Origin of the sequence: Nocardioides guangzhouensis (assembly GCF_004519545.1) — a bacterium.
Classification (GTDB): Bacteria; Actinomycetota; Actinomycetes; order Propionibacteriales; family Nocardioidaceae; genus Nocardioides; species Nocardioides guangzhouensis.
This window is the reverse complement of sequence record NZ_SDKM01000004.1, coordinates 165,167-187,999: the sequence shown is the minus strand read 5'-3', so window position 1 is coordinate 187,999 and position 22,833 is coordinate 165,167. Positions and strand designations below refer to the sequence as shown.

23 protein-coding genes and 1 pseudogene are annotated in these 22,833 nt (G+C 67.4%); 8 read left to right on the top strand and 16 right to left on the bottom strand.

Going from position 1 to position 22,833, the window contains the following annotated elements:
- A partial coding sequence (locus EKO23_RS04565) for a peroxidase family protein (protein WP_217702456.1) occupies positions 1 to 377 on the top strand: 377 nt, incomplete at its 5' end.
- Positions 378 to 1,004: 627 nt separating this feature from the next.
- On the opposite strand, the gene EKO23_RS04560 is transcribed toward EKO23_RS04565, so the two are convergent.
- Complete coding sequence (locus EKO23_RS04560) at positions 1,005 to 1,979, bottom strand: hypothetical protein (protein ID WP_134714524.1); 975 nt, start codon at positions 1,977 to 1,979, stop codon at positions 1,005 to 1,007.
- Between the two features lie 221 nt (positions 1,980 to 2,200).
- Between EKO23_RS04560 and EKO23_RS04555 the strand changes: the two are divergent.
- A pseudogene (locus EKO23_RS04555) lies at positions 2,201 to 3,076 on the top strand (PGN_0703 family putative restriction endonuclease); the annotation flags it as partial.
- Between the two features lie 170 nt (positions 3,077 to 3,246).
- The gene (locus EKO23_RS04550; RefSeq protein ID WP_134714520.1) at positions 3,247 to 4,107 is read left to right on the top strand and encodes a hypothetical protein; all 861 of its coding nucleotides are present in this window, start codon (positions 3,247 to 3,249) and stop codon (positions 4,105 to 4,107) included.
- A gap of 212 nt (positions 4,108 to 4,319) precedes the next feature.
- Here the strand turns inward: EKO23_RS04550 and EKO23_RS04545 are convergent, their stop codons facing one another.
- Together EKO23_RS04545 and EKO23_RS04540 are read right to left on the bottom strand one after the other, a co-directional pair.
- The gene (locus EKO23_RS04545; RefSeq protein WP_134714518.1) at positions 4,320 to 4,793 is read right to left on the bottom strand and encodes a hypothetical protein; all 474 of its coding nucleotides are present in this window, start codon (positions 4,791 to 4,793) and stop codon (positions 4,320 to 4,322) included.
- Positions 4,794 to 5,099: 306 nt separating this feature from the next.
- Positions 5,100 to 5,465, bottom strand: coding sequence for a hypothetical protein (locus EKO23_RS04540; protein WP_134714516.1), 366 nt, complete (start codon positions 5,463 to 5,465; stop codon positions 5,100 to 5,102).
- A gap of 192 nt (positions 5,466 to 5,657) precedes the next feature.
- Between EKO23_RS04540 and EKO23_RS04535 the strand changes: the two genes are divergently transcribed.
- Complete coding sequence (locus EKO23_RS04535; protein ID WP_246050900.1) at positions 5,658 to 6,647, top strand: uracil-DNA glycosylase; 990 nt, start codon at positions 5,658 to 5,660, stop codon at positions 6,645 to 6,647.
- Positions 6,648 to 7,944: 1,297 nt separating this feature from the next.
- On the opposite strand, the gene EKO23_RS04530 is transcribed toward EKO23_RS04535, so the two are convergent.
- The 3 genes from EKO23_RS04530 to EKO23_RS04520 all read right to left on the bottom strand — a co-directional run bounded on the left by EKO23_RS04530 (position 7,945) and on the right by EKO23_RS04520 (position 9,868).
- Entirely contained in the window at positions 7,945 to 8,574 is a 630-nt protein-coding gene (locus tag EKO23_RS04530; protein WP_134714514.1) for a DUF4230 domain-containing protein, read from the bottom strand.
- Positions 8,575 to 8,648: 74 nt separating this feature from the next.
- A complete protein-coding gene (locus EKO23_RS04525) occupies positions 8,649 to 9,062 on the bottom strand; it encodes a hypothetical protein (protein ID WP_134714512.1) in 414 nt (137 codons plus the stop codon).
- Between the two features lie 155 nt (positions 9,063 to 9,217).
- The gene (locus EKO23_RS04520) at positions 9,218 to 9,868 is read right to left on the bottom strand and encodes a hypothetical protein (protein ID WP_134714510.1); all 651 of its coding nucleotides are present in this window, start codon (positions 9,866 to 9,868) and stop codon (positions 9,218 to 9,220) included.
- 415 nt (positions 9,869 to 10,283) lie between these two features.
- Between EKO23_RS04520 and EKO23_RS04515 the strand changes: the two genes are divergently transcribed.
- The 3 genes from EKO23_RS04515 to EKO23_RS04505 are packed head-to-tail and all read left to right on the top strand — an operon-like array spanning position 10,284 to position 12,830.
- The gene (locus EKO23_RS04515; RefSeq protein ID WP_134714508.1) at positions 10,284 to 10,820 is read left to right on the top strand and encodes a SigE family RNA polymerase sigma factor; all 537 of its coding nucleotides are present in this window, start codon (positions 10,284 to 10,286) and stop codon (positions 10,818 to 10,820) included.
- Positions 10,817 to 12,076 carry a hypothetical protein gene (locus EKO23_RS04510; protein WP_134714506.1) on the top strand — a complete coding sequence of 420 codons (1,260 nt, stop codon included), beginning with the start codon at positions 10,817 to 10,819 and terminating at the stop codon, positions 12,074 to 12,076. Before EKO23_RS04515 ends, EKO23_RS04510 begins: the two co-directional genes overlap by 4 nt.
- Positions 12,077 to 12,080: 4 nt before the next feature.
- The gene (locus EKO23_RS04505) at positions 12,081 to 12,830 is read left to right on the top strand and encodes a hypothetical protein (RefSeq protein ID WP_134714504.1); all 750 of its coding nucleotides are present in this window, start codon (positions 12,081 to 12,083) and stop codon (positions 12,828 to 12,830) included.
- 364 nt (positions 12,831 to 13,194) lie between these two features.
- On the opposite strand, the gene EKO23_RS04500 is transcribed toward EKO23_RS04505, so the two are convergent.
- From EKO23_RS04500 to EKO23_RS04490, 3 genes are all read right to left on the bottom strand, one after another.
- Positions 13,195 to 13,575, bottom strand: a complete 381-nt coding sequence (locus EKO23_RS04500) for a RidA family protein (protein ID WP_134714502.1) — start codon at positions 13,573 to 13,575, stop codon at positions 13,195 to 13,197.
- Between the two features lie 189 nt (positions 13,576 to 13,764).
- Complete coding sequence (locus EKO23_RS25775) at positions 13,765 to 14,064, bottom strand: YdeI/OmpD-associated family protein (protein WP_217702455.1); 300 nt, start codon at positions 14,062 to 14,064, stop codon at positions 13,765 to 13,767.
- Positions 14,065 to 14,502: 438 nt separating this feature from the next.
- Positions 14,503 to 15,546, bottom strand: coding sequence for an RNA polymerase subunit sigma-70 (locus EKO23_RS04490; protein ID WP_134714500.1), 1,044 nt, complete (start codon positions 15,544 to 15,546; stop codon positions 14,503 to 14,505).
- Here EKO23_RS04490 and EKO23_RS04485 point away from each other — a divergent pair.
- Positions 15,530 to 16,273, top strand: a complete 744-nt coding sequence (locus EKO23_RS04485) for a dihydrofolate reductase family protein (RefSeq protein WP_246050899.1) — start codon at positions 15,530 to 15,532, stop codon at positions 16,271 to 16,273. The two genes, EKO23_RS04490 and EKO23_RS04485, sit on opposite strands and share 17 nt — an antisense overlap.
- A 177-nt stretch (positions 16,274 to 16,450) precedes the next feature.
- Here EKO23_RS04485 and EKO23_RS04480 read toward each other — a convergent pair whose 3' ends face one another.
- The 7 genes from EKO23_RS04480 to EKO23_RS04450 form a co-directional block, all read right to left on the bottom strand.
- Entirely contained in the window at positions 16,451 to 18,076 is a 1,626-nt protein-coding gene (locus EKO23_RS04480; RefSeq protein WP_134714498.1) for an ABC transporter permease, read from the bottom strand.
- On the bottom strand, positions 18,073 to 19,008 hold the full coding sequence (locus tag EKO23_RS04475; protein ID WP_217702462.1) for an ABC transporter ATP-binding protein: 936 nt from the start codon (positions 19,006 to 19,008) through the stop codon (positions 18,073 to 18,075). Before EKO23_RS04475 ends, EKO23_RS04480 begins: the two co-directional genes overlap by 4 nt.
- Positions 19,009 to 19,202: 194 nt before the next feature.
- Positions 19,203 to 19,403 carry a DUF3099 domain-containing protein gene (locus EKO23_RS04470; RefSeq protein WP_134714494.1) on the bottom strand — a complete coding sequence of 67 codons (201 nt, stop codon included), beginning with the start codon at positions 19,401 to 19,403 and terminating at the stop codon, positions 19,203 to 19,205.
- Between the two features lie 50 nt (positions 19,404 to 19,453).
- On the bottom strand, positions 19,454 to 20,059 hold the full coding sequence (locus EKO23_RS04465; RefSeq protein WP_134714492.1) for a response regulator transcription factor: 606 nt from the start codon (positions 20,057 to 20,059) through the stop codon (positions 19,454 to 19,456).
- Complete coding sequence (locus EKO23_RS04460) at positions 20,056 to 21,120, bottom strand: sensor histidine kinase (protein WP_134714490.1); 1,065 nt, start codon at positions 21,118 to 21,120, stop codon at positions 20,056 to 20,058. The genes EKO23_RS04465 and EKO23_RS04460 overlap by 4 nt, the downstream gene beginning before the upstream one ends.
- Positions 21,117 to 21,914: an ABC transporter permease gene (locus EKO23_RS04455; RefSeq protein WP_246050898.1), complete on the bottom strand. Its 798-nt coding sequence runs from the start codon at positions 21,912 to 21,914 to the stop codon at positions 21,117 to 21,119. Before EKO23_RS04455 ends, EKO23_RS04460 begins: the two co-directional genes overlap by 4 nt.
- A 5-nt stretch (positions 21,915 to 21,919) precedes the next feature.
- Complete coding sequence (locus EKO23_RS04450) at positions 21,920 to 22,804, bottom strand: ABC transporter ATP-binding protein (protein ID WP_134714488.1); 885 nt, start codon at positions 22,802 to 22,804, stop codon at positions 21,920 to 21,922.
- Positions 22,805 to 22,833: the final 29 nt, after the last annotated feature.

Here is a 22,833-nt window from a genome sequence, read left to right as displayed (position 1 = left end):
AGCAGATGGCGACGTTCCTGCGCAGCAAGGGCGTCGACGTCAAGACGCTGACCAAGGCCCAGATCCGCGACGGGGCCGGCGGTGCCGTGCTCGACGACCTCACCCCGACCCAGCGCGCCGCCTTCCTGGCCGACACGCCGCTGTGGTTCTACGTCCTGCGCGAGGCCGAGCTCGCCGACGGCAGGCTGACCGGCGTGGGCGGCCGGATCGTCGCGGAGACCTTCCACCGGGCGATGGAGGGCAGCCGCTACTCGATCGTGCGCGACCCCGACTGGCGCCCGTCGCTCGGTCCGGTGACCGACCGTTTCAAGATGGCCGACCTGCTCGTCTTCGCGTTCGAGAACAAGAAGAGCCTGCTGGCGCCGCTGGGGGACTGAGCCGTCGGGCTTACCGAGCACGTGCCTCGTACGTACCAGGAAGGGCGAATCAGATCCGTCGAGTAGGCCGGGTACGACGACCCGCTGCCGGGGCGTGCTGCCGCCGGGCCCGGGCTGCCGCGAACCCCCCGGTCCCCGACCGGGCCTCGTCCCTGACGTGCTCGGTGGAGACCCTGCTCTCCGCCTTGACCTTCCATGGAATCCGCCGCGGTCTGCTTGTCCTCGTCGACCGCGGACGTGAGCCGACTCCTTGAGGGACTGCCCGGCCTTGCGGCGGTCTCCGTGCAAATTTGGCGAACGGCTGGCCGTTATCCTGGGCGGCGTCCACAGTGGTCGCCGCGGGGCGCTGCTCGGCCTCGGAGGCGGGATCAGGGCGGCGGCGGCGCTCGACAACAAAGACTTGGAGGTAGTGCGGGGGACCGGCCGGGCTCGAGACGGACCGTCCAACACCGTCTGGTACGACGTGTGGAGGACAGCGCTGCTGACGCTCCGACCGCTGCGCCAGGCTTCTGCGCTCCACGGCAGAAGCGTCCGCGTCGACATCTCAGCCTTTGGGTTTTCGGGTACCGCCAACGGACGCCGGGCGTTCAAGAAGCGTCATTTTCGCCGCGTGGCGGGCAGCACGCGCTACACCCTCACTTGGATCTTCTTGTACCGGGAGAAGCGAAGCTCGAGTCCGAACTCCTCACCCTCCACTGTGAGCGCCCGGCCATCGGTGCGGCCGCCTTGCCACAGCCAGGGAAGGACAAACCGAGTGGCGTCGTCCGTCGGCAGGCGGCCGACTTCCGCCAGTGCTTGGTCTCGGAGCACTTCCAGCTCTTCGGGATTCTGAGCGCCGATACCTCGTTGGCGACCGTCGGCGGCGGTTGCGCGAGCGAGATCGAGCAGCCCGGATGGCTCCGTCGCGGCTGGGACGTCTGTCGTTCGTTCATTGACGCGCCCTTCAACCGTCGCCGGGTGAGGCTCGGCGCGTGGCAGGCCGAGCACCACTTGGCGCTGCTCCGTTGGCTTGAGCAGGCTCAGGTTGCTTACGACCGTCGCGACCATGTCCACGTAGGCCGCAACCTCTGGGCGTTGGTCGTCACCCCACGCGCTCTCGATCAGCGGAAGGACCTGTTGCCACGTCACGTGGCTGTAGCGCTGGCCCTTTAGCAGGGCTGGCCCGGGCTTCGTCATCGGGCCGGTGATGTACGTCAGGTCCACGTTGCAGTTGGGGTGGGCTGCTGCGGCGAGTCTCAAGTAGTACGGCAGTTGGTCGGCACGGTGGCTCCCGGCTTCGGTCTTCAGTTCGATGACCCACACGCGGTCAGCAGACAAGACCGCCCAGTCTGGCCACCCGTTCGCCGCGTCCTGCTCGAGCTTGGGCAGCAGGTATTCGTCGATGAACACCCCCCGAGGCATCGAAGATCGATCCCCGGCGGTCGGACCATGAACGGCTTCGTCCAAGAGCTGGAGGAACCGTTCCCCCTCCTCGCCTGGTGACCGCGGCGTGTTCCACGGTGGGGCGTCACCGTCGAGGATCAGCGTGGTGACGAGCCGCTGGAGATACTCCTCGCGACCAAGCTTCAATCGACCCCACAGGACGGTCGGGCTCTCCCACATGCCGGCAGCGTAGGCCCACGCGCCGACAAGTCGGATGCCGTGGCTCCCGGTCATCCCGTCGCCTGAACCGGGATTCGCCCGGTTCCAGGCGCCCATTGAGTGCTGCCCAGAGTCGACTGGCCTCGTCTACGTTGCTGGACATGAATGGCAAGCAGGCAGCTGCTCCAAAGGACCGCAGCGCCACGGTCGCGGCACATCGGGCTCATTAATCGCGCTGGCGCGCGGAGGAGTTGGACGGATGGCCGCCGGGTCCGCCGACGCACCCAAGTGCGAGGAGGCGGTACGCCACCATCGACAGTTGTCTTGCTGAGGAGTGGAAGGGGCAACGAGCTGAAGTTGCAGGCCCGAACCTCATGTCACGTGCTGCGGTGGAGTACGCGAAGTCCCGCTGCGCGCAACTGAAGGCTACGGGCGGGCTTGCTGAGCAGGATCGGCTCTTTCGGAATCTCCTTTCAAGTCAGCCTCTTGCGTTCAGCATCGCGGGCGAGTTCCGTCATGAACCCGATGCTGCGGCCGCCGTCATTGGCATGTTGGCTGGCGTCGGCATTGGCCGATTCGAGCCATTGGTCGACAGCACGCATCCATTGGATGGCATCGAGGCTGAGTGGGCGCCGCCCAGGCAACATCACACTGGCGATCGCTCCGGTTTCGACGTGGCCACTCATCAGATCCTTCGGTCCGGTGAATCACACCTGGTGACAATCGAGGTCAAGTACATCGACACGTTCTCCGCCAAGAAGGTCGACTACGACAGGTATGAGGAACACCTCGTCGCCTTGGGACTGTCAAGGGAGACGACCAACCAGCTGGTCACAGACGGGTGCAGCCAGTTCCTGCGCTCCGTGATGCTCACGGACTCCGTTCGACGTCACGGGGTACGCGGAGACGGCGGCGTTGACCAATCCATGGCGGTGGTGCTGGCTCGTTCCGACGACAAACAGGCGCGAAGAGTAGTGGAATCCGTCAAGAGGCATGACTTGCCGACCATGGTGGATCTTTGGAGCCACGAAGACTTCTTTGACGCTTGCGCGGAGCAAGACGCGCTAGCCAATTGGGCGCTACTCATGCGCCGGAGATACATCCTTCCCCCTAGGTGATCAGCGGCCACCGCACCCGCGTCCTTCCGCCGCTAGCTGGTCGCGCCGATCCGCCGGTGTCCTGGCGCACCCGTTCACCGAGCGGGAGTCAACCCTGCAAGGGTCTGCCCATTAGCGCCAACCATCGGTTCTGAATTGGTGGGGCAGGTTTCGCCATTTATGGTCAAGCCGTGGACTCAGACGCACTCCTGGACCTCCCCTATGACTTGCGGCGACTCATCGTTGTCTCGGACCGCCTCACGGAGCGCTCTGAAAAGACCGCGCAGCCTGCATCAGTGGCCGCGCAGCCTGCATCGGCGATCGACGGCGCAGGCGCTCTCAGCCAGCTGATTGCGAAGCAGCCGCGAGTCGCCCTGCTCGTGCTCGCTGGAGCCGTGGGCTGGGAACTAGCACGGGCCGTCCGCAAGCTGCAGGCGCAGGGCACGACCGTTCGGCCTATCGCGTTGACGACTGCTCAATCTCTCCGCTTTCCGCCCGGGCATCCGCGAACCAACGTCGTCTACGCGGCCCATCCGGTTGACACCGGCGCGTACATCCCTGCAGCCGACTTTCACCGGTTCCTGTTCCAGCACAAAGTTGCCGAGGCACAACGTCTGATCCGAGTGCTGGGTGCTACTTCCGTGCTAGTCAGGAGCGTCCGCGGCTGGAATCGCCAAGCCGCGGCACATCTCGGTCTGAGCTTCCCCGAGCCGTCCAGTGGTGACGCTACCAACACGTCGAGCAGCGCCGACCGCAGGTCGGATGCAGACGACGAGATCATCACGACCATGACCCTCACCCCCTTGGGCGACCCATACGTACCCGACGATCTCGTCTGGTTCTCCCACGAGCCGCTATGGCAAGAGATAGCCAGCGCACGCATCGACTCTGGCTTGCGTGAGTTCTCGATCGATGTTCGGTCATCCGACGACTTCGGCATCAATTCGAAGTTGAAAGCCTCCGTGGACAAAGTGGGGCTCGAGGCAGGCGGCAAGTTCGTCGAGCACGTCGAGACCACTTGGCGGCTCGAAGGCACCTTCGCCGCGCCCTGATTGCCAAACGTCGGACCCGCTAGGCAGGGTCCGTTGTTCACACCTGCAACGTTGCGAGTTGGGATGGCCGTTGGCCCGACGTGCACGTCGGCGTCGTATCGCCGCCAGCGAGCGCTACCCAGCGATCTCGTAGTGCGAAACATCACTCTCGATGACAGGCGCGTCGTCGACGGGAACGTCTGTCGGAACCTGCTTCGTCCGACAAGGCGGACTCACGCGGGGCCGCGGGCGATATCCACCAGGTCACTTAGTCGCGCTCGGATGTCGTCGGCCCGTCGGGCCACGCCGTGCTTATCCTCGGCCTTCTTTAATTGCGAGGTCTGCTCCACGAGGGACTCGGCGCGCTCGACAACCGCGGAGTTGTCCCACAGCAATCGAACCCGGTAGAGCGCTCCCCATGCACTCGCCCGGAGCTGACGCAACTCGGCAGCAGACGGAACCTCGTCGTGGTCCATGTTCGAGTTGACGTCGGCGTGAGCCTCGAACCATGCCGCAAGTTGTGCTCGCCGATAGTCACTTAGGGTCTCAGCGAACACAGCGATGGCCTCGCGGCGAAGATCGCCCTGGCGGCGTTGGGCGTCATCTTTAGCGCGGTCTCGCGCCGCGCGATTCTGCTGGGCATTTACTGCTATTGCGGACGTAGCGGTGCCGGCGATACCGAACAAGGCGAGCCAGAACTCAGTCATCCAAACTCCATCCTTCCAATCGACGACACGAACCGATCGCCATTCCGCCCTGGCGAAGGCGCGCGTGGCTCAATGGCGACTCGAAGTATGCAGGTCGATCCGTAGACGCGGGCTGAATTCTCAGGAGGACGGGTCCGAGGCGTTGAAACTCCGCGGCGCGGCCGCCCATCGCAGGAACCGAATGAGCGATGGGGGCGCTCCCGTCGTGTCTGCTCCAGCCCGCGGCAAAGGCGCGTCAATCCGCGAGCCGTACCGAAAGCCGTGACTCATCCACGGGCCGGTTGGCCGAGGCTTCAAGGCTTCTGGCTAGTCCAAGTACCCAGAGCAGGAGTAGCCAGCGGCGTTGCCGACAAACCCCTCCGGGTCCGTCACAACGTCACCGAAGGTCTGCGAAAAGAACCCGACGAGTTCGTCAAACGTCGTACCGCTCGAGAGTTGGTCACAGATCTGGTCGGTCTGGAGCGCGACCCAGCTTTCCAGCTCTGCGCCTTTCGCAGTCAGCGCTTGACTGTCGACTAGGTAGCCTTGGTCCGTCAGGTACTTGTCCTGAGCGAACCCGTCGTCCTGGATAGCGTCGTAGCTGTACTGATCACGTTCGGATTGGGCCGAGCAGCCACTCAAGGCAAGGCCCACCGCGACAACCGCGCCCGTAGCAGCACCCCTCAAAGTCACGAGCGCATGGTAGGTCGCCGGCGGCCTTTGGCGGTCCAAAATCGGCATCTGTAGCGCGGTCTTATCGAACCAACGATCACTCGGGCTCGCCGATGCGGCCGGAACTCTCCTGGCTCTGCCTTGCGGGTACCCCGCAAACTCGCCACGTGCGGCGCTGGAGTCTTGTCAGTGGAGAGTGCGAGGATCCGCGGTGTGGCGACGGACGAAGAGCTGAAGTGGGCGCTGACATACGACGGCTACGAGCGCTTCTCGCGAGACATGAGTGCGTACTACGAGCTCCTGCGACCCGCCATGTCCGCGTATGAGGCGTCCGGGCGGGTTCCGGAGTGGTGCGGTGTCGATCTTCTCCGTGCTTGGGCGTTCTACCGCCAGCGAGAACACCACAACCTCGGACACGGGCCGATGGCGCTCGACTGGGATGACGTCCTTGATGCGATCCGCAGGCATCCCGCAGCCACGAACGCCGACGTCCCGCCTTCTCGGTTCCCGTACCTCACCGGCGAGTGGGCCGTGCGACTTCGATCGGAGCTCGAAGCGCCCTACTGGTCGAAGCTCTTAGAGTTCGTCGAGTCCGACCGTCGTTCTCACGAGGTCTTCCCGACGCCCGATCGGACGTTCAGAGCCTTCGAACTGACACCGTACGAGAAGGTCCGCGTCGTCATTCTGGGCCAGGACCCGTACCCCACTCCTGATGACGCCGATGGCCTGGCATTCTCGGTGTCGAATCCTGCCTCGAAGACTCCCGACACCCTGAAGAACATCTTCAAGGAACTCGCCTCGGACATCGGCGTCGCAACGCCCGCCAGCAACAGCCTTGAAGGCTGGGCAAGTCAAGGCGTGTTGCTCCTCAACACCGCGTTGACTCTGCGTGCCGGCTCGGACGAAGACCACGCTGTGCATCGTCGGTGGCGCTGGAATCGCCAAGGATGGAACACCTTTACCAACGCGGTGATATCCGCGATCACAGAGAAGGACAAGCGGGTGGTCTTCATCCTGTGGGGCAACGACGCCCGTCGAAAGGCGACGCTGATCGATCGGGACCGGCACGACGTCATCGAACAGGTTCATCCGTCTCCGCTGTCCGCATACAAGGGCTTCTTCGGCAGTAGACCGTTCAGCCAAGCCAACGACCTGCTGCGCGATGCAGGCCGCGGCACGATCGACTGGGCTCAGACTTCCTAGGGCGCCGCCGGGCTCAGCGCACCGCGAGCCAGCGTCGGCAAGTCGTGGCGGGACACCGAACGGACTGGGATATGCGTACGTACTCGGGGGGCAGTGCGTCACTTCCGCGAAACAGGAACGTGCCCGGCTGAAGTGGTTCAATTCAGGTCTTAGCCAACGAGCCGTGCACCGAACTTGTCCTGCCACAGCGACTCGACTCGCTCGATGGTCTGGTCCGAGGTGCTTGGGTCGAAGGTGCTGAAGCACCGCGACAGGGAACGGCACATCGCACCTTTCAGGCCAACGTTCCCGCCTGACTTTCCCTTCCGGTAGGCAGCCTATCGTCCGAGGAATCCTTCGCCGCCTTTGGCTGACCCCACGTAGTGCTTGCCTGTTGCGCCGTGAGCAAGTAGATGCCGGAAGTTGAGCGAAGCACCTCCCGCCAGGATGTCGGACAAGAACGATGCCGAGACCTGCTTGTCGCGGTAAGACACAATCGTGTGGGTGAGCCTCACCGGCATCCGAACCTCCCGTGTCGGACCATGCAGCGGTGGGGTGACGGGCCTACGCGAATCGGGGCATCGCTCCCGCGTTTGTCGGAGAGGGTTGGCCGCGTGCCCTTGAAATGCGCAACCCAATCTAAACCGTCGGCTGCGGGGCTCGTTCGTTGCGGGAGCGTCATCGCTGACAGAAGTTCCGCGCCAGGTCCCGTCGCGGAGCGACCACCGCGCCACATCGCCGCAGCGGTACTCCCCAGTATCTCCAGGATTGAGAGTCACGCATCACGGAACCAGGCCATTCTCCGGATATGCGTCGACTTCGCTTCTGGGCTGCTGTGGCGGCAATGAGCGCGACCTGCGGCTTCGCTGGCGCCGCGGGAGCCGTTGTTGTTCTTGGTGATCAACTCCGAGGTCCGGATGGAGCTCAGGGTCCGATTGGAGAAACTGGCGCAACCGGGCTGACCGGTCCACCTGGGGCACGCGGCCCGGCCGGTTCCGTTGGCCCAACGGGTCCCGAGCCTGCGCTGCCGCCGGAAGCTGGTACCGCGAGTTGGGGTGACGCCTTCAACGACATCGCCCAGCGACTCGCTGCCGTCGAAGGCGAGACAAGCAAGCCGGGGGAATGCCTGCCAATGAAGGTCGTCACCCGGGTCGAGAACAGGTTCAACCCACTTGCCGCGGTCACCGAGGGTCCAATCGGAATCACGGCATACAGCGGCTATGCGTGCGCCGCCCGCTGATCGGCTGGCCGCAGCGTCATACCGCGTACCGGCCGGAACGCCTGTTTGTGGCGCACGTGCCCGTCGCCGGAGCGCCGCTTACTCCTTGAGGGCGCCCTCGGCGAAAGTGACCTGGATTTCGAGTGAGTCGAACAGACCGACCAGCATCGCCCTGGTGTTCTTCTCGGCTTGTTGCGTGAGCACGGACTCCTCCGCCGCGGACACCAGCTTCTGCTCGGCGAGCTGGTACAGCTCTTGCTGGTCGTCTGTGGAGAGCGCGTCGCCGACCCGGTTGACAACGCCGCGGTCCTGCGAGAACAGGTATGTCCGGTCCTGGTCGAGATTGGGCTCGTCCAGTTCGGCCGCCGGCAGCCGAATCTCCACCGACTTGCCGTCTTCGGACAAGCGGAGGTCCCCTGCGGTGAGGCCGGAGAAGTCGACGTAGGCGTTGACCGTGCCGGCGGCGACGAACAGCGACCGCTCACCAGCGATGAAGCTCGGTACCCAATCCACGTCCTGCTCGTAGTCGAGCACGACTTCGAAGTTTCCGACCGCGGCGTGGAACTGGCTGATGTCCTGGATCGACTTCAGCAATGCGGGCTGGCTCCGATCGATTGATCGGGTCCGGAACGGGTTCTTGATGTCGAGAAACCCGGCCGTGCCGACAATGGCGACGAACACAAGCGTGATCGCGGCGATGACCGACGCGATCCGACCCGCAATGCGCATTTGGCGTCCCTTTTACGGATTCGTAGGTAATCCCGTCCCGGGAGCCGGGGCGCGATGAGTTTGAGAAACGTCGATCAGAGTTGGTTTTGAGAACCCTCGGCCGGAGACGTCTCTGCCTGCTTAGTCAGGGTCAACTGCCAAGCGGCGCCGACGACCCAGGTGATGCCACCCAGTAGCGTCAGATAGAGGCCGATGGCAGCCGCGCCGTTCATGTCGACGAAGGCAATGAGTGCGGCAAGGACCGCAAGCACCAACAGGACGATCTGCGACTTGCGACCAGGGACCCGAGGAGAACCGACGAGTCCGGTACTGAAGGCAAGGATCACCGCGCCAGCCAGTGCCAACACGAGCGTGAGGACGCCGTCGCCTTCGATACCGATCGCGCTGATGCCAAGGATCGAGACCCAGGGGAGGAATGCGGCCAAGGCCACGACCAACATGGCCACGCCCGAGACTCGCTGGGGGGTGGTGAGACGTCCGAAGTTCATGCCCGGAAGGCTATGTTGAGCCCGCTCTGCCCGTCAGCAGAACTGTGAACTCGACGAGTGACCAAGCGGCATGACCCCACCTCGGCTGTCCGAGATTCGCATTGGTGTCATGCTTGCCCACGCTTCGTGGCTCGCGCCAGTGCCGCCGTGTATCCCTAACGGTCCCAATAAAGCGTGTGCGCCATTGGGTAGCGAGCTCGCTTGGACCTTGGGCGGAAGTCGGCGGCCATCTTCTCGATGCCCCGAGGAGCAGCGGCTTCAAGGGCTTCCGGACCGGCGGTCCGCAGGACCTGCTCAAGACGTCTTCGTACCGGGTTGAGGACGTCGTCGAGCAGGTCCAGCACGGCGCCGATGAGCGTTGCGAAGTCGTTGACGATGCTGTCAGGAAGAGTGCTTGCCACCGTTACTGCTGAGACAAACTGCAACTCCATCGTCTCCGCGTCTACGACCCCAACCGGGTAGGTGACCGTGAGCTCAGATTGCGAATGAGCGATGGTCTGATTTCGAAAGGCCCTGATTGTCTCGTGGGTTCGGCTCAGCCCTTCCGGAACGTCGATGTAATCCCCCAGAGGGGTTCGCACCTTCGAGTGCAGGAAGCACCGGCAGTAGGACACCACAGCGGCGCCGATCAAGTGTCGCTTGACGCCAGCCAGTGGATCGTCCAGCCCTGCGCGCATAACCCAACCGAGCGCATCCTTGGCCTCGGTTAGATCTGCCGCATGACTCGATAGCTCGATGAAGAGACGTGCATCGGGCGAGTCGTCAACTGTGACGATCAAGGGACTGCGAGCCTCGAGGTCGTCCATCGCACGAGTATGTCGAGCGAAGCCGTCTGCGTCCCCCAAACTGACCCAACTCAACAGCTCTCGCGTCACTCCGTCGCCTCGCAGAGACTGCGCCGCGACGGACCGCCCTCACGCTGAGACGGACCTCCACTCCAGGTTGCCGAGTTTGGCTCTAGAAAGATCAAGGCGCCGGCTCCGCCGGCGCATGGCCTGCGGGCGGCGCTGGCGCGCCGTCCTCGGCCCGGGGCGGATCGGCTGCTCGCCGCGTACGCCTGCCCAGCCATCGCCAGAACTGCACTCCGAGAAGCGGAAGATGCAATCCGCCCCCGGTGGTCTTTGGCCTGGCGTCGCCGTGGCCTCGTTCAACCCCCAAGCCGTGTCAGTGCGTCTTTCTGTCAGAGGTTCCAGAATTGGCATTGGGGCGGAGGAGGCTGTGATGGTGGTGCTGCGCCAGCCGGACCACGAGGCCTTCTCGGAGTTCGCCTCCGCGCGGTCGGCGAGTCTGTTCCGGACCGCCTATCTGGTCATCGGTGACTATCAGCTGGCGCAGGACCTGGTGCAGGAGTCATTGGTCAAGACCTACCTAGCGTGGCCACGGCTTCGGGACGTGGCGAAGGCGGAGGCCTACACGCGGCGGGTCATCGTCACAACCTGCATCTCCTGGCGGCGCAGACGTTCCTTCAGCGAGCGGCCCGCGACCCATGTTCCCGATGCAAGCGTCACCGACCCGACCACGCTCCTGCCCGAACAGGGCGAGCTGTGGACGGCGGTGGGACATCTACCACCCAGGCAGCGGGCAGCTGTGGTACTCCGCTTCTGCGAGGACCTCTCCCAGGCCCAGACCGCGGAGCTGATGGGCTGCTCGGTCGGCAGCGTCAAACGACACACCTCCCTCGCCCTCGACAAGCTCCGCGCGGAGATGGGTGCCCGGTTCTCTCCTCCGTTCGTCGACGAGCAGGCGGTGACCCCGTGAACGCCTCCCTTCGAGACCTCAGGCGGCACGTGGACGCGGCGCCTCCTCCGCAGTTCGACGTCGAGGGCATCGTCGCCCGCGGCGATGCGCGGCTGCGTCGGCGCCGGGCCGCACTCGCCGCCGGGTCCGCCGGCCTGGTTCTCGCCGTCATCGTCGCCGGTGTGACCCTCACCGGGTCGAACCAGCGGTCCAGCCCGCCGGTGGGCACTCCGACCCCGTCGGTCACCGACACCGCTGCGCCCACCGATACTCGACCGCTGACTTATGCCGACGACTACACCGCCGACCCCAGTCTCGACATCCACTGGCGGATGCAGAGCATCGAGTACGGCGACCGCACCCTCCGTCCCGGCATCGACGCCACGGCCCTCGACCTCACCGACGACGGCGTCGTGATGGTCGCCCCGGACGGCGGCATCCACCTCACCGACGGGGAGGCGACGGAGAAGATCGGAGAATCGACGATCCCGGGGCCAGCTATGAGCTGGGCGGAGTGGGGTGTCAAGACCTCCACCGCCGGGTCGTTGGTTGCGTGGTTCACCCCTCTCGGGCCAGACCGCTCGCTCGTCGTGTACGACGCCCACGAGCACCGGGTAGTTACGCAGGTCGCGAGGCCCGACTGCGGCCGGTACGACTGCCAGCTCGAGGCCCTGGTGGGCGATCGTGTCTACTGGTCCGAGTCACCTGACCCCACCGGGGGGGGCCGGCCGCAGTGGGCGGGGCGTCCGCTGCAGGTGTTGGACGTGGCCACCGAGACGGTTTCCGAGACCAACACGAGAGCTCTGTGGGAGGACCTGCGCGCATACCCGCGTGGGTTCGTCGAAGGCGACAACTACGAAACCGGCGCGGCCGTCAGCCAGGATGTCAACACCGGGGCCGTCCGCTTCGTGCCCCAGGGCTCGACGCTGGAACTGCAGCGATGGGTCCGGGACACCGGCGCCGACATCGACGGCGACGGCGAGGGCGACGGCCCGGTCATCTTCGGCTACGGCGGGTTCGACACGACCGGCAGGCGCCTCAACCTCCGGTTGCCGGCCGGCTACAGCCCCGCTGAGCACCCGTACGCCCTGTTCCAGTGGCTCGACGACGACCGGTTCGCCGTCATGGCGGGCGCGGCGGACTTCGACGAGCCCGGAGAGGGTTACGGAGACATCCTGGTCTGTGACATCGCCCGTGAACGCTGCACCCTCGCCGCCCCCGGCCCCGGTCCCGACGGCAGCCTCCGGCTGGTGCCGCACGTCACCCTCCCGAACTGACCCGATGAACACGCGTCCCGTCCTCTGGCTCGCCCTCTCGGCCGGCGCCATCCTGCTCGCCGGATGCGGCGGCGACACCGACGACGGCCGGGTGGCGCTCTCCCCGTCGACCGCCTCCCCGCCGTCCGAGACCGACGCATACGTCCTGCTCCTGGACGACGACTCGGATCCCGACCAGATCCTCGGCCGGGCGGGTGCGTACGCCCTGACCGCACGGGGCGCGGCCAGCGCCCCGCTGGCGGTGCTGAACGTGCCCTCGGGATACTCCAACTTCGGGTTCTTCGCGCTCAACCAGGAGAACCCCGACGACGACGATCCCCTCCGGGCCGTGCAGTACTGGACCGTCGACGGCGTATTCGTCGATCCATGCGCCATGGACGAGGACGCTCCGCACGCCGGTACGTCCGTCGACGACCTGGCCAATGCGCTCGCGGCACAGGAGCTGACCTCGGTGTCGAAGCCGCTGCCGGTGAGCCTGGACGGTCACGACGGGATCTACCTCGAGCTGACGGCCCCCAGCGACATCGCGTTCGAGGACTGTGGGCTCGGCGGCTACTTCGGCTACTGGGAGGGCATGCCGGACGACGCCCAGCACACCGTGGGAACTCCCGGCACGGTCGACCACGCGTGGATCATCGACGTGAACGGCCAGCGGGTCGTCCTGGTCGCCATCGAGCAACCGGGGGTCACTCCCGCGCAGGTCGGTGAGCTCACTGAGATGGTCGAGTCAGTCCGCTTCGTCGAGCCCCGATGACCCAGTCCGTCATGGAGTGCTCGCCGACGAGATGAGGTGGCCGCACCCGGGCAGATCGCTGCGCTTCAACCCGGTCCGGATCCCATCGGCGTCGGAGCCCGTGCCCCCGTGGTGCCCCCGCAGCACCCAAAACGGCTCGATTCGTAGAAGTGCAGGGAAGTGCAAAACCGCAGGTCAGAGGGCATTTTGCCGCCCGTCGGACACCTCGTCGAACGGCCTCGTAATGAGTAGGTCGCGATGCCTGAATCTGGCGCATCTTCTTCTTGAACTGCTCGTGGGCCTGGCTGCCTGGCGCTGGCGTGCATAGGCGGCCGGTATGACGCGGCATCGAAACCGACGTCCAGGGCATCAATCGACCTGACGGTCAGGCAAGGCACGCTGTCATGCGAATCGAGACGAGCAGTCCTGGTATCTCGGCTCCCAGCTTGGCCGCGTAGCGGGTTGGTGGATCAGAAGGGAACCACTGGGCGTACTCATCGTTCATGCCGGCGAAGTCGGCCGGGTCGGTGAGGAGCATGCCTACCTCGACGACGTCATCGAGCGTCGCACCGGCCTCGCGCAGGATGGCTTCGCAGTTCGCCAATGCCTGGCGGGTCTGAGCCTGGATGCTGTCACCGGCCATTCGACCGGTGCTCGGGTCGATGCCGGTGGTTCCCGAGATGAAGACCTGGGAGCCGGCTTTGACTCCCTGGCTGAAGAGCGGCGAGCTCGGGGCGTGTGGTGTCGTGATGATCTGACGCGGCATCGCGGACCTCCTGGCTGATCGTCCCATCGTCCGAGGTTCCCGGGAAGGTGCTCTCCGGCAGGTGGCGTTCTCACGCACGGCAGACGGCGGAATGGTGCACTCGTCTCAGGCAGAGTCTGCTGTCTTTCGCGAAGCTTCGTCGACCGAGCTCGTCGAGACCACGGCCCTCCGCATCGTCGACTCGATCCCCTAGCCCCGATCCGCGCGTTTGCGCTGCGGGTAGAACGTCTCGCCGCGAGCCAACAAGTCGACGTACTGCTCGATCCGCCGGGCTCGCGTCTCCGGCCGCTTGGCGGCACCGAGACGGTGCAGCATGGCGAAGCGGTTCTGGCTGGTGAGATTCTCGAACATCGCCTGCGCCTCCGGCCGCGCGGCCAGCGCCTCGGTCAGGTCCGCCGGAATCTCTGCGGTCGCCGGTCCGGCGTACGCCACCTCCCAGCGCCCGTCGGCCTTGGCCCGCGCCACCTCGGACAGCCCCTGCGGATGCATGCGCCTTCAGCCGTGAGCCGCTCGACGATGCCGACGTTGCGTTGCGACCACATGCTCCGACGGCGACGCGGCGTGAACCGCTGCACGTACGTGCCCTCATCGCGGCGACGGGCCTGACCGTCGATCCAGCCGTGACACAGGGCCTCCTCGAGCGCGGTGGCATAGCTCAGACTCGTCGGATCCGTCGTCCCCTTCTTGGCCAGGACCAGCCACACGCCGGCCTGCTCGTCGACGTTCTCGGCAAGCCAGGTCCGCCACGCTGCAGCGTCGCGCACGATCAGCTGGGGAGGATCAGCCGGCATGTGGGGATCCTCCCCTCAATCACCGACAAAGGTCCACGAGTCCTCAGGTCTATCCAAGCCCGCTGCGACAGCGGTTGGTCGCTGCGACACGACAAGACCGCTCTCGCGGCGGAGGGACGCATGGGCGACGACGGAATCATGGACGTGATCCGGGCAGTCCTCCTCGTGCGGGGAGCGAGCGTGGTAGCGCGAACCACGGGAGCACGCCTTTCTCGAAGCGGGTCATGGCGCTGATGCGGTCGCCAGCGAGGGTCAGGACGAAGAGACCGACGCCATTGCTGGTGCCGTCGGGGGTACGCAGGTAGGTGCCGAACGCCGGCTGCCCGTTGGCGCGGGTCGGCACCAGCTCGAACCGCCGGCCGGCGCGGAAGATGCGGGCGCAGAACTCGGCGACGGTGTCGAGGCCCTCGTACTCGTACGGCATCGGCGGCATCGAGATGAAGACATCGTCGGTCAGCAGTGCCACCACCGCCTCGAGATCCGCTGCCTCGTAGGCCCTGACGAAGGTGGCGAGGAGTTCCTGCTCGGAGCGCGAACGCGGGGCGGGTGGCGGTTCGCGGTCGGGGTTCGACAGCCTCTGGCGATCCAGGCTCGCGCGCGCTCGCTTGAGGGCGCTGGTCACCGATTCGACGCTGGAGTCGAGCATGTCCGCGGTCTCCTTCGCGGGGAACCCGAGCACGTCGCGCAGGATCAGGACCGCCAGCTGGCGGCGGGGAAGGAGCTGGAGCGCGGTCACGAAGGCCAGGGAGATGGACTCGACCCGCTCGTAGTGCGCCTCCGGCCCGGGTAGTGCGTCGACACCACCTGCGACGAGAGCGTCGGGAAGCGGCTCGAGCCAGACGACCTCGCCAAGTCGGGTCGGGTCGGGCGGATGGACGCCGGGGATGTCCCACTCGTGCGCCCGGCGACGGGCGGCCGAGCGTCGGGCATTGAGGCAGCGGTTGGTGGTGATCTTGTAGAGCCAGGTGCGGAGCGAGGCGCGTCCCTCGAACCGGTCGAGGCCTCGCCACGCAGTCAACAGCGAATCCTGGAGGGCGTCCTCGGCGTCCTGGAGGGACCCGAGCATCCGGTAGCAGTGCACCTGCAACTCGCGTACGTGCGGCGCGGTCAGTGCGCGGAACGCGTCGTGGTCCCCGGACTGCGCCCGGCTGATGAGATCTGCCGTGGCGGTGGCTGACATCGCCGCATCCATGGTTTCCATCGTGCCGCACCTCCTCGCCGTATCGACACCGGCTGGTGACGGAACTGGGCGGCTTCCGGGCGACCTCTTTGCGGTGCTCCGAGGTGTCTATCTCCGCACAGGTGACACCGAGGAACGGAGCACGGGCATGGGCATGTTGGTGATCAGCGAGAACATGACGCTCGACGGCGTCATGCAGGACCCGACCGGCGATGACGGTTTCGAACGCGGCGGCTGGTTCGGCCAGGTCACGGACGAGGACCACCAGGCGTGGGCCGAGGTCGAGTGCGGCGAGGCCCTGCGCGCGCAGGCGCTGCTGATGGGCCGACGGAGCTATGAGTACCTGGTCGAGCGCTGGCCGGGTCGCACCGGTACGTGGGCCGACCGGTTGAACAGCATGCCCAAGTACGTCGTGTCGTCGACGCTCATGAAGCCCGTCTGGAGCAACACAACCGTCATCACGGGCGAGGTTGTGGACGCGGTCTCGAGGCTGAAGCACTACGTCGAGGGCGAGATCGTGGTCAACGCCAGCGGACAGCTGGTCCCCCTCCTGATCGAGCACGATCTCGTCGACGAGGTGCGCCTGATGGTGTTCCCGTTCGTGCTCGGGGGCGGCGAGCGCCTCTTCGGGGCCACCAGCGCCACCAAGGCCTTGCGCCTCGTCGACACCAGGATTGTCGGCGCCGGTCTCGCCCTGCTCACCTACTCGCAAGTTCGCGTCGAGTAGGCGGTTGGCGGCCGCTCGGGAGAGGAGATCGGATGCACGAACGTGAAGCCGCCGGCTCCCCAGGTCGACACCAATCCCGACCGCTTCCCAACCTCGGCGCCCCTTCTGCTGGATCCAGCCCTCAGGCGACACGTCGTCGCCGCCCCAGGGCCGAAGTCACCTGACGGGTTCTTGTCGTCAGGCTGGGAGCAACAGGTTTCTCCGGCGCAGGGCAATGACTGCGAGGACTCCCACGAGGACGCAGGCCAGGACCAGGCCAAGGAGCGGCTCGTAGCTGATCGCGACGGCGGGTGCGTTGGGCACGTGGGTGAAGGGAGAGAGGTTCAGCAGCCATGTCGGCAGGCCGAGGGAGGGGCCGAACATGGGGCCGACGAACACGCTGAAGACCAACAACAGCCAGGAAAGGCCGACCGACCAGCGCGGTAGCACCGTGACCAACGTGACCACCGCGGCGCCGAGCACCGCGACGGCGGGTAGCTGGACGAGTGCGGCGCCGATCAGGTCACGCAGCAGCGATGCGGTGCCCCCGAGCGCCTGGCCGCCGGTGAGGGCCATCGCCGCCGCGTAGACGAGGATCAGCAAGGTGGCCCCGGCCAGGGCGTTGACGGCGTAGGCGGCCAGCCAGCGCAGCCGGGAGACTGCGGCGGCGAGCACGGGCTCCAGCGTGCCTTCGGACTCGTCGTGGCGGAGGCGCAGCATCAGCGCGACGACGTACACCGCCACCGCCATGCCCGCGATCTGCATCATGGAGGCCCAGTAGGCGCCGATCAGGTCGGCTTCTCCGCCGAAGGTGGCGTACCACTCCGTCGCTGATCCCTCCAGGCCCTGGATCCGGTCGCTCAGCGCCCCGAACACCAGTCCGAAGCCGAGCAGGCCAACCGCCCAGCCCAGCAGGGCACCGCGCTGCAGGCGCCAGACCAGACCGGCGGGGCTCAGCAGCGCAGGGCTCGCATGGGCGGCACCCCTCCGCTCGGGCCACATCCCCCGGCCCACGTCTCGCCTGTCGACGAGTACGACCGCCACTCCGCACAGCGAGACCATGACGGCGACGGCCAGACCCAGCGGCCACCACAGGTTGTCGGCGAACGGCCGCATCTGCTGGCCCCAGCCGATCGGGGACAGCCAGGCCGGCCACGCGCTGCTGACGCGGAGCGCGGCGGAGTCCACGGTTCCGAGCATGTTGCCCAGCGCCGCGAGCGCGAACGCCACACCCAGGACCGCGCCGCCCAGGCCCGTCGCACCGCGCGTGGTCGACGCCAGCTGCGAGGTGACCGCGGCGACGCCGGTGAAGGCGACGCCTACGAGGGCGACCGAGGCTCCGCCGATGAGGGAGCCGACCGCCGGTTGTCCCGCGACGACCATGGCCAGCCCGAGCATGACGGCCAGCACCACGTTGGCGAGGAGCGAGACGACCACGCCCGCGGCCAACGAGGCGTAGCGGCCGACCACGCCCGCGGCCAGCATCTCCTCACGCCCGAGCTCCTCGGACTGGCGGGTGTGGCGGACGACGGCGAGGACGCTCATCATGGCGGCGAGCACCGCCAGGGTCAGGGCGTCCCGGTGCAGGGTGTACCCGCCGACGCTGGGACCGGTCACGAGACCGAGCACCCTCATGCCGGGGTTCTCCACCACGATCCGGGTGTCTGGTTCCAACAGCTCAGGATGGGCCGAGTAGCTGTCCTCGAACATGGCGGTCGTTGCAGCCAGGAACCCCGCCATCCCCAGGATCCATGCCGGCAGGATCATCCGGTCGCGCCGCAGGGCGAGACGGACCAGTCGGGTCGTGCCGGTGAAGCCGCTCATCGCGCAGCCACCACCTCGGCGCCACGGTCGTTGGCAGGCTCGGAGCCGTCATCGCCGTAGTGCCGCATGAAGAGCTCTTCGAGAGTGGGGGGCGAGGTGGTCATGGTCCTCACCTGCAGGTCGACCAGGTGTTCGAGCACGTCGTTCAGCGCGCCCGGATCGACACTGAACTCGGCGTGCTCGCCGTGCACCCGTGCGTCGTGCACCCCTGACCACCCGGTCACAGACTGGAGCGGCTTGACGGTGTCGACCACCACCGACGTGCGGGTGAGATGACGCAGGTCCTCGAAGGTGCCGGACTCGGCGGCCCGCCCGGCGCGGATGATCGTGACCCGGTCACACAGTGCTTCGACCTCGGACAGGATGTGGCTGGACAGCAAGATGCTGCGTCCGTCCGCGCGCAGGTCCTGGACGACGTCCTGGAAGACCGCCTCCATGAGCGGGTCGAGCCCCGACGTTGGCTCGTCGAGCAGGTAGAGCTCCACGTCCGAGGAGAACGCAGCCACCAGCGCGACCTTCTGCCGGTTGCCCTTGGAGTACGAGCGGATCTTCTTGGTCGGGTCGAGCTGGAAGCGCTCGAGCAGCTCCTCGCGACGACGCGGATCGAGCCCACCCCGCAGGTCACCCAACAGGTCGATCACCTCACCGCCGGTGAGGTTGGGCCACAGGTTCACCTCACCGGGCACGTAGGCCAGGCGCCGGTGCAAGGCCACCGCGTTGCGCCACGGGTCACCGCCAAGCAGGACAACGCGGCCTGCGTCGGCGCGCAGCAACCCGAGCAGGACGCGGATGGTCGTGGTCTTCCCGGCACCGTTCGGGCCGAGGAAACCGTGCACCTCGCCGAACTCGACATCCAGATCGAGGTGGTCGAGGGCCCGCGTCCTCGGTCCGAAGTCCTTGACCAACCCGGACACCGCGATAGCGCGCACCAGAATCACTCCCTCGGCAGCTCAGTCCGCAGGACTCACCCTCCCGACTTCAAGCACACAACACCCGAGCAAGAGAAGGCAGGGCCGAACGCCACCAACGCCCAAGCCCTACGTCCTCGCAGCGGTCAGGTCCACAGCTGGGCTCGGTCGGACGTCTGCAATGCCGCCTGGAGGCGGCCGGATGGGTCACCTTGGTGTCATCGGTCCTCGGCCCAGTTGGCGACGATCGCGGCGATCGGTGGGAGCAGGGCGACCACGACCGACATGGCCACGGCCGCCGCCGTCGACCACAAGCGGACCAGATTCCACGCCAGCAGGATCAGCACGAGGCACACGCCCATCAGGGCGAAGTACCATCGCTGACGCCGGCGCAGTCGCTCGCTCTGCGGTCTGCGCACGCCGCCAGCCGTGACGCGCTGGTGTCGTCTCACACCTCCACCCTCGCTCCTCAGATCCAGCCGTTCGACTGCGCGAGCCGCGCCGCCTCGGCCCGGGTCGACGCACCCGTCTTGCCGATCGCGGCAGAGAGGTGGTTGCGGACGGTTCCGACGGAGAGGTGGGCGCGCGCGGCGATCGCCGCGACAGTCGACCCGTCGAGGGCGAGCAGCAGGATCTCCGCCTCCCGGGCGGTGAGCGGCGACGGGCCGGACATCAGCGACTCGGTGGCCAGCGCCGGGTCGACCACGCGCAGCCCGGCGTGCACCCGCCGTACGGCGTCCGCGAGCTCGCGGGCGGGCGTGTCCTTGACGACGAAGCCGGCGGCGCCGGCGTCGAGGGCGCGGCGCACGTACCCTGGCCGCCCGAAGGTGGTCACGATCAGCGACCGCACCTCCGGCAGCTCGGCGCGCAGCCGCTCGGCCGCCTCGAGGCCGGTGAGGCCGGGCATCTCGATGTCGAGCAGGCACACCTGGGCAGCCGAGGAGCGCGCGGCGGCCACCACCTCGTCGCCGCGACCGACCTGGGCGACGACCTCGATGTCGGCCTCGAGGTCGAGCAGCGCCGCGAGCGCGCCACGGACGAGCGCCTGGTCGTCGGCCAGCAGGATCCGGATCACGGCAGCACCACCTCCACCCTGGTCCCCGAGCCGCCCGAGAGGCGCAGCGTGCCGCCGGCTGCGGACACCCGCTCGCGCATGCCGATCAGCCCGTTGCCGTCGCGGCGGTCGTCGGCCTCGAAGCCGGTGCCGTCGTCGGCGACGACCAGGCCGCTCGGCGACAGCTCGATCGAGACGGTCGAGGCGTGCGCGTGCCGGACCACGTTGGTCACCGACTCGCGCAGCACCCAGGCCAGCAGGGTGCGGTGCCGTGGGTCGGTGTCGGCGACGGTGCCGACCACCCGTGTCTCGACGCCGGCGTCGGCGAGCACCCGGGGCGCGGCGGCGAGCTCGGCCTCGAGGCTGGCCGCCCGCAGGCCGCCGACGGTCGAGCGGACCTCGGCGAGCGCCTGCCGGGCGGTCTCCTGGATCGACACCAGCTCGGCCCGGGCCCGCTCCGGGTCCACGTCGATGAGCCGGGCCGCGAGCTCGGCCTTGATCGAGAGTGCCGTCAACGAGTGGCCCAGCACGTCATGCACGTCGCGGGCCACCCGGTCGCGCTCGGCGACCAGCGCCAGCTCCGCCCGGGTCTCCTCGGACCGCTCCTCGAGCTCGGAGAAGACCCGCATCGCCGCGCAGAACCCGATGATCGGCCACACCATCAGGAAGAAGAAGGCCGGGAAGTCCCCGCCGACGAGGGAGAGCACCGGCAGCAGGGCGCTGACCAGCGTCGTCCACTTCCAGTACGGCGCCGGCACCATCAGCGCGGAGAACGCTCCGAGGTACGGCGTGAGCCCGACCGCCTCGATGCCGATCACCGGCACCGTCGCCAAGGCGAGCACCAGCATCGCGAACCAGATCAGCAGCCCGTGCTCGCGCCACACGCCCCAACCGAGCAGGTAGATCGCCGCGAAGGCCGCGAGCAGCGCCAGCATCAGCCCCTTGACCGGCGCCGAGGCGTCCGTCTGGAAGGTCTCGAGGACCGGGTAGGTGAGGAAGACCAGCCAGACGCCGGCGACCACCCAGCCCCACCGCTCCCAGGGGGAGCGGGCGGGGCCGGCGACGTGGTCGGCTGTTGTCACACCCGCTCCCGGCGTCGGCGCAGCCCCCAGACCGCCAGCGCTGCGAAGATCACCGTCCACGCGCACACGTTAGCGAGCAACAGCCACACCGGGTCGTGTCCGGCGTCGTTCGGGAGGTGGCCCTCCGAGATCGGGTAGCGAGCCAGCCCGGCGTACCCGTACAGCGGGGTGAAGCGACCGATCTCCAGGATGATCCCGTCCATCGGCGTGAAGAGGTTGCCGAGGAAGCTCATGATCACGATCAGCCCGGAGGCGATCCCCGCGGCGTTCTCGCCCTTGAAGACCAGGCACACCGCCAGGCCGTAGACCGCGAACACGGCCGAGCCGAGCCACACGATGGCCGCGCTGGCCAGCCAGTCGAACGCGTTGCCCGACGAGCCGGTGGCCGCGCCGATCGCGTAGATCAGCGCGATCGGGACGGCCGCGACAATCATCGCGACGGCGGTCTTGATCGCCACGAAGGCCAGCGACGGCAGCGGCGTGAGGGCGACCTGCCGGCCCCAGCCCATCGTCTGCTCGGTCGCCGCCGCCCCGGCGACGGTCGTGGTGGCCGTGACCGCGCCGTACGCCGCCATCGAGACCATCACGAACATCGCGACGTTCGCGCTGCCGTAGGCCTCGCCGTCGCCGATCCCGAAGACGAAGAACAGGAAGGCCGGCAGCGCCACGGTGAAGAACATCCCCATCCGGTCGCGCAGCTGGCGCTTGAGGTCGAGGCCGGCATAGGTGAGGGCCAGGGGCCGTGCCGTACGCCGCCCGGTGGGGGCCGCGGTGTGGGTAGCGGTGGTGGTCATCGTGGTCATCGCAGTGCTCCCTCAGTCTCGTTCTCGTTGCTCATCGGGGTGCCGGTCAGGGCCAGGAACGCGGCCTCGAGGCTGGCGCCGGCGACCTCCAGGTCGTAGATGCCCAGCGGCGCGACAGCCTTCCTGAGGTCGTCGAGCCAGGCCTGGTCGATCCCGTTTGCCCCGGTCACGTTGGCGGGGGGACGGAACGTGACCGTGTGCCCGCCGTACGCCGCCCGGACCTCGTTCGTCGGGCCGTCGGCCATGATCCGGCCGCGGGCCATCAGCACCGTGCGGTCGGCGAACGCGTCGGCCTCGGCGAGGTAGTGGGTGGCGAAGACGATCGTGCGGCCGTCGGCGGCGTCGGCCTGCATGGTGTCCCAGAACTGCTGCCGCGCGCCGACGTCCATGCCGGTCGTCGGCTCGTCCAGGATCACCAGATCGGGGTCGGGGACCAGCGCCAGGGCGAACTTCAGCCGCTGCTGCTCGCCTCCCGAGCAGGCCTTCACCAGCCGGTTCGCGAGCGGACCCAGCCCGGCACGCTCGATCACGACCTCGACCCGGTCGGGCCGCCCGTGCAGGGCCGCGATCGCGCGGACCGTCTCCCGCACCGTGAAGCCCGGCAGCAGCCCGCCGGTCTGCATCACCGCGGAGACCCGGCCCTCCATGACCGCGCGATGTGGGCTCGCGCCGTACACCTCGACCGTCCCGCCGGTCGGCGACGTCAGCCCCAGGAACATGTCGACGGTGGTGGTCTTGCCGGCCCCGTTGGGCCCGAGGAACGCGACGATCTCGCCGGACCCGATGGTCAGGTCGATCCCGTCCACTGCGGTGACGGTCTCGCCGCTCTCACCCCGGAAGTGCTTCGTCAGGCCGGTCGCCTGGATTGCTGGTGTGCTCATGGCTCCACCCTCCGGCTCTGGGCGCCCTC

Bases quoted from the DNA above. Each gene is read 5' to 3' on its own strand.
- EKO23_RS25775 (WP_217702455.1), bottom strand. From the start codon at position 14,064: ATGCATCCGCAGGGGCTGTCCGAGGTGGCGCGGGCCAAGGCCGACGGG.
- EKO23_RS04480 (WP_134714498.1), bottom strand. From the start codon at position 18,076: ATGAGCGGCTTCACCGGCACGACCCGACTGGTCCGTCTCGCCCTGCGG.
- EKO23_RS04525 (WP_134714512.1), bottom strand. From the start codon at position 9,062: ATGAACTTCGGACGTCTCACCACCCCCCAGCGAGTCTCGGGCGTGGCC.
- EKO23_RS04545 (WP_134714518.1), bottom strand. From the start codon at position 4,793: ATGACTGAGTTCTGGCTCGCCTTGTTCGGTATCGCCGGCACCGCTACG.
- EKO23_RS04500 (WP_134714502.1), bottom strand. From the start codon at position 13,575: ATGCCGCGTCAGATCATCACGACACCACACGCCCCGAGCTCGCCGCTC.
- EKO23_RS04530 (WP_134714514.1), bottom strand. From the start codon at position 8,574: ATGCGCATTGCGGGTCGGATCGCGTCGGTCATCGCCGCGATCACGCTT.
- EKO23_RS04520 (WP_134714510.1), bottom strand. From the start codon at position 9,868: ATGGACGACCTCGAGGCTCGCAGTCCCTTGATCGTCACAGTTGACGAC.
- EKO23_RS04490 (WP_134714500.1), bottom strand. From the start codon at position 15,546: ATGTCAGCCACCGCCACGGCAGATCTCATCAGCCGGGCGCAGTCCGGG.
- EKO23_RS04505 (WP_134714504.1), top strand. From the start codon at position 12,081: ATGAACACGCGTCCCGTCCTCTGGCTCGCCCTCTCGGCCGGCGCCATC.
- EKO23_RS04455 (WP_246050898.1), bottom strand. From the start codon at position 21,914: ATGACCACCACCGCTACCCACACCGCGGCCCCCACCGGGCGGCGTACG.
- EKO23_RS04515 (WP_134714508.1), top strand. From the start codon at position 10,284: ATGGTGGTGCTGCGCCAGCCGGACCACGAGGCCTTCTCGGAGTTCGCC.
- EKO23_RS04560 (WP_134714524.1), bottom strand. From the start codon at position 1,979: ATGTGGGAGAGCCCGACCGTCCTGTGGGGTCGATTGAAGCTTGGTCGC.
- EKO23_RS04450 (WP_134714488.1), bottom strand. From the start codon at position 22,804: ATGAGCACACCAGCAATCCAGGCGACCGGCCTGACGAAGCACTTCCGG.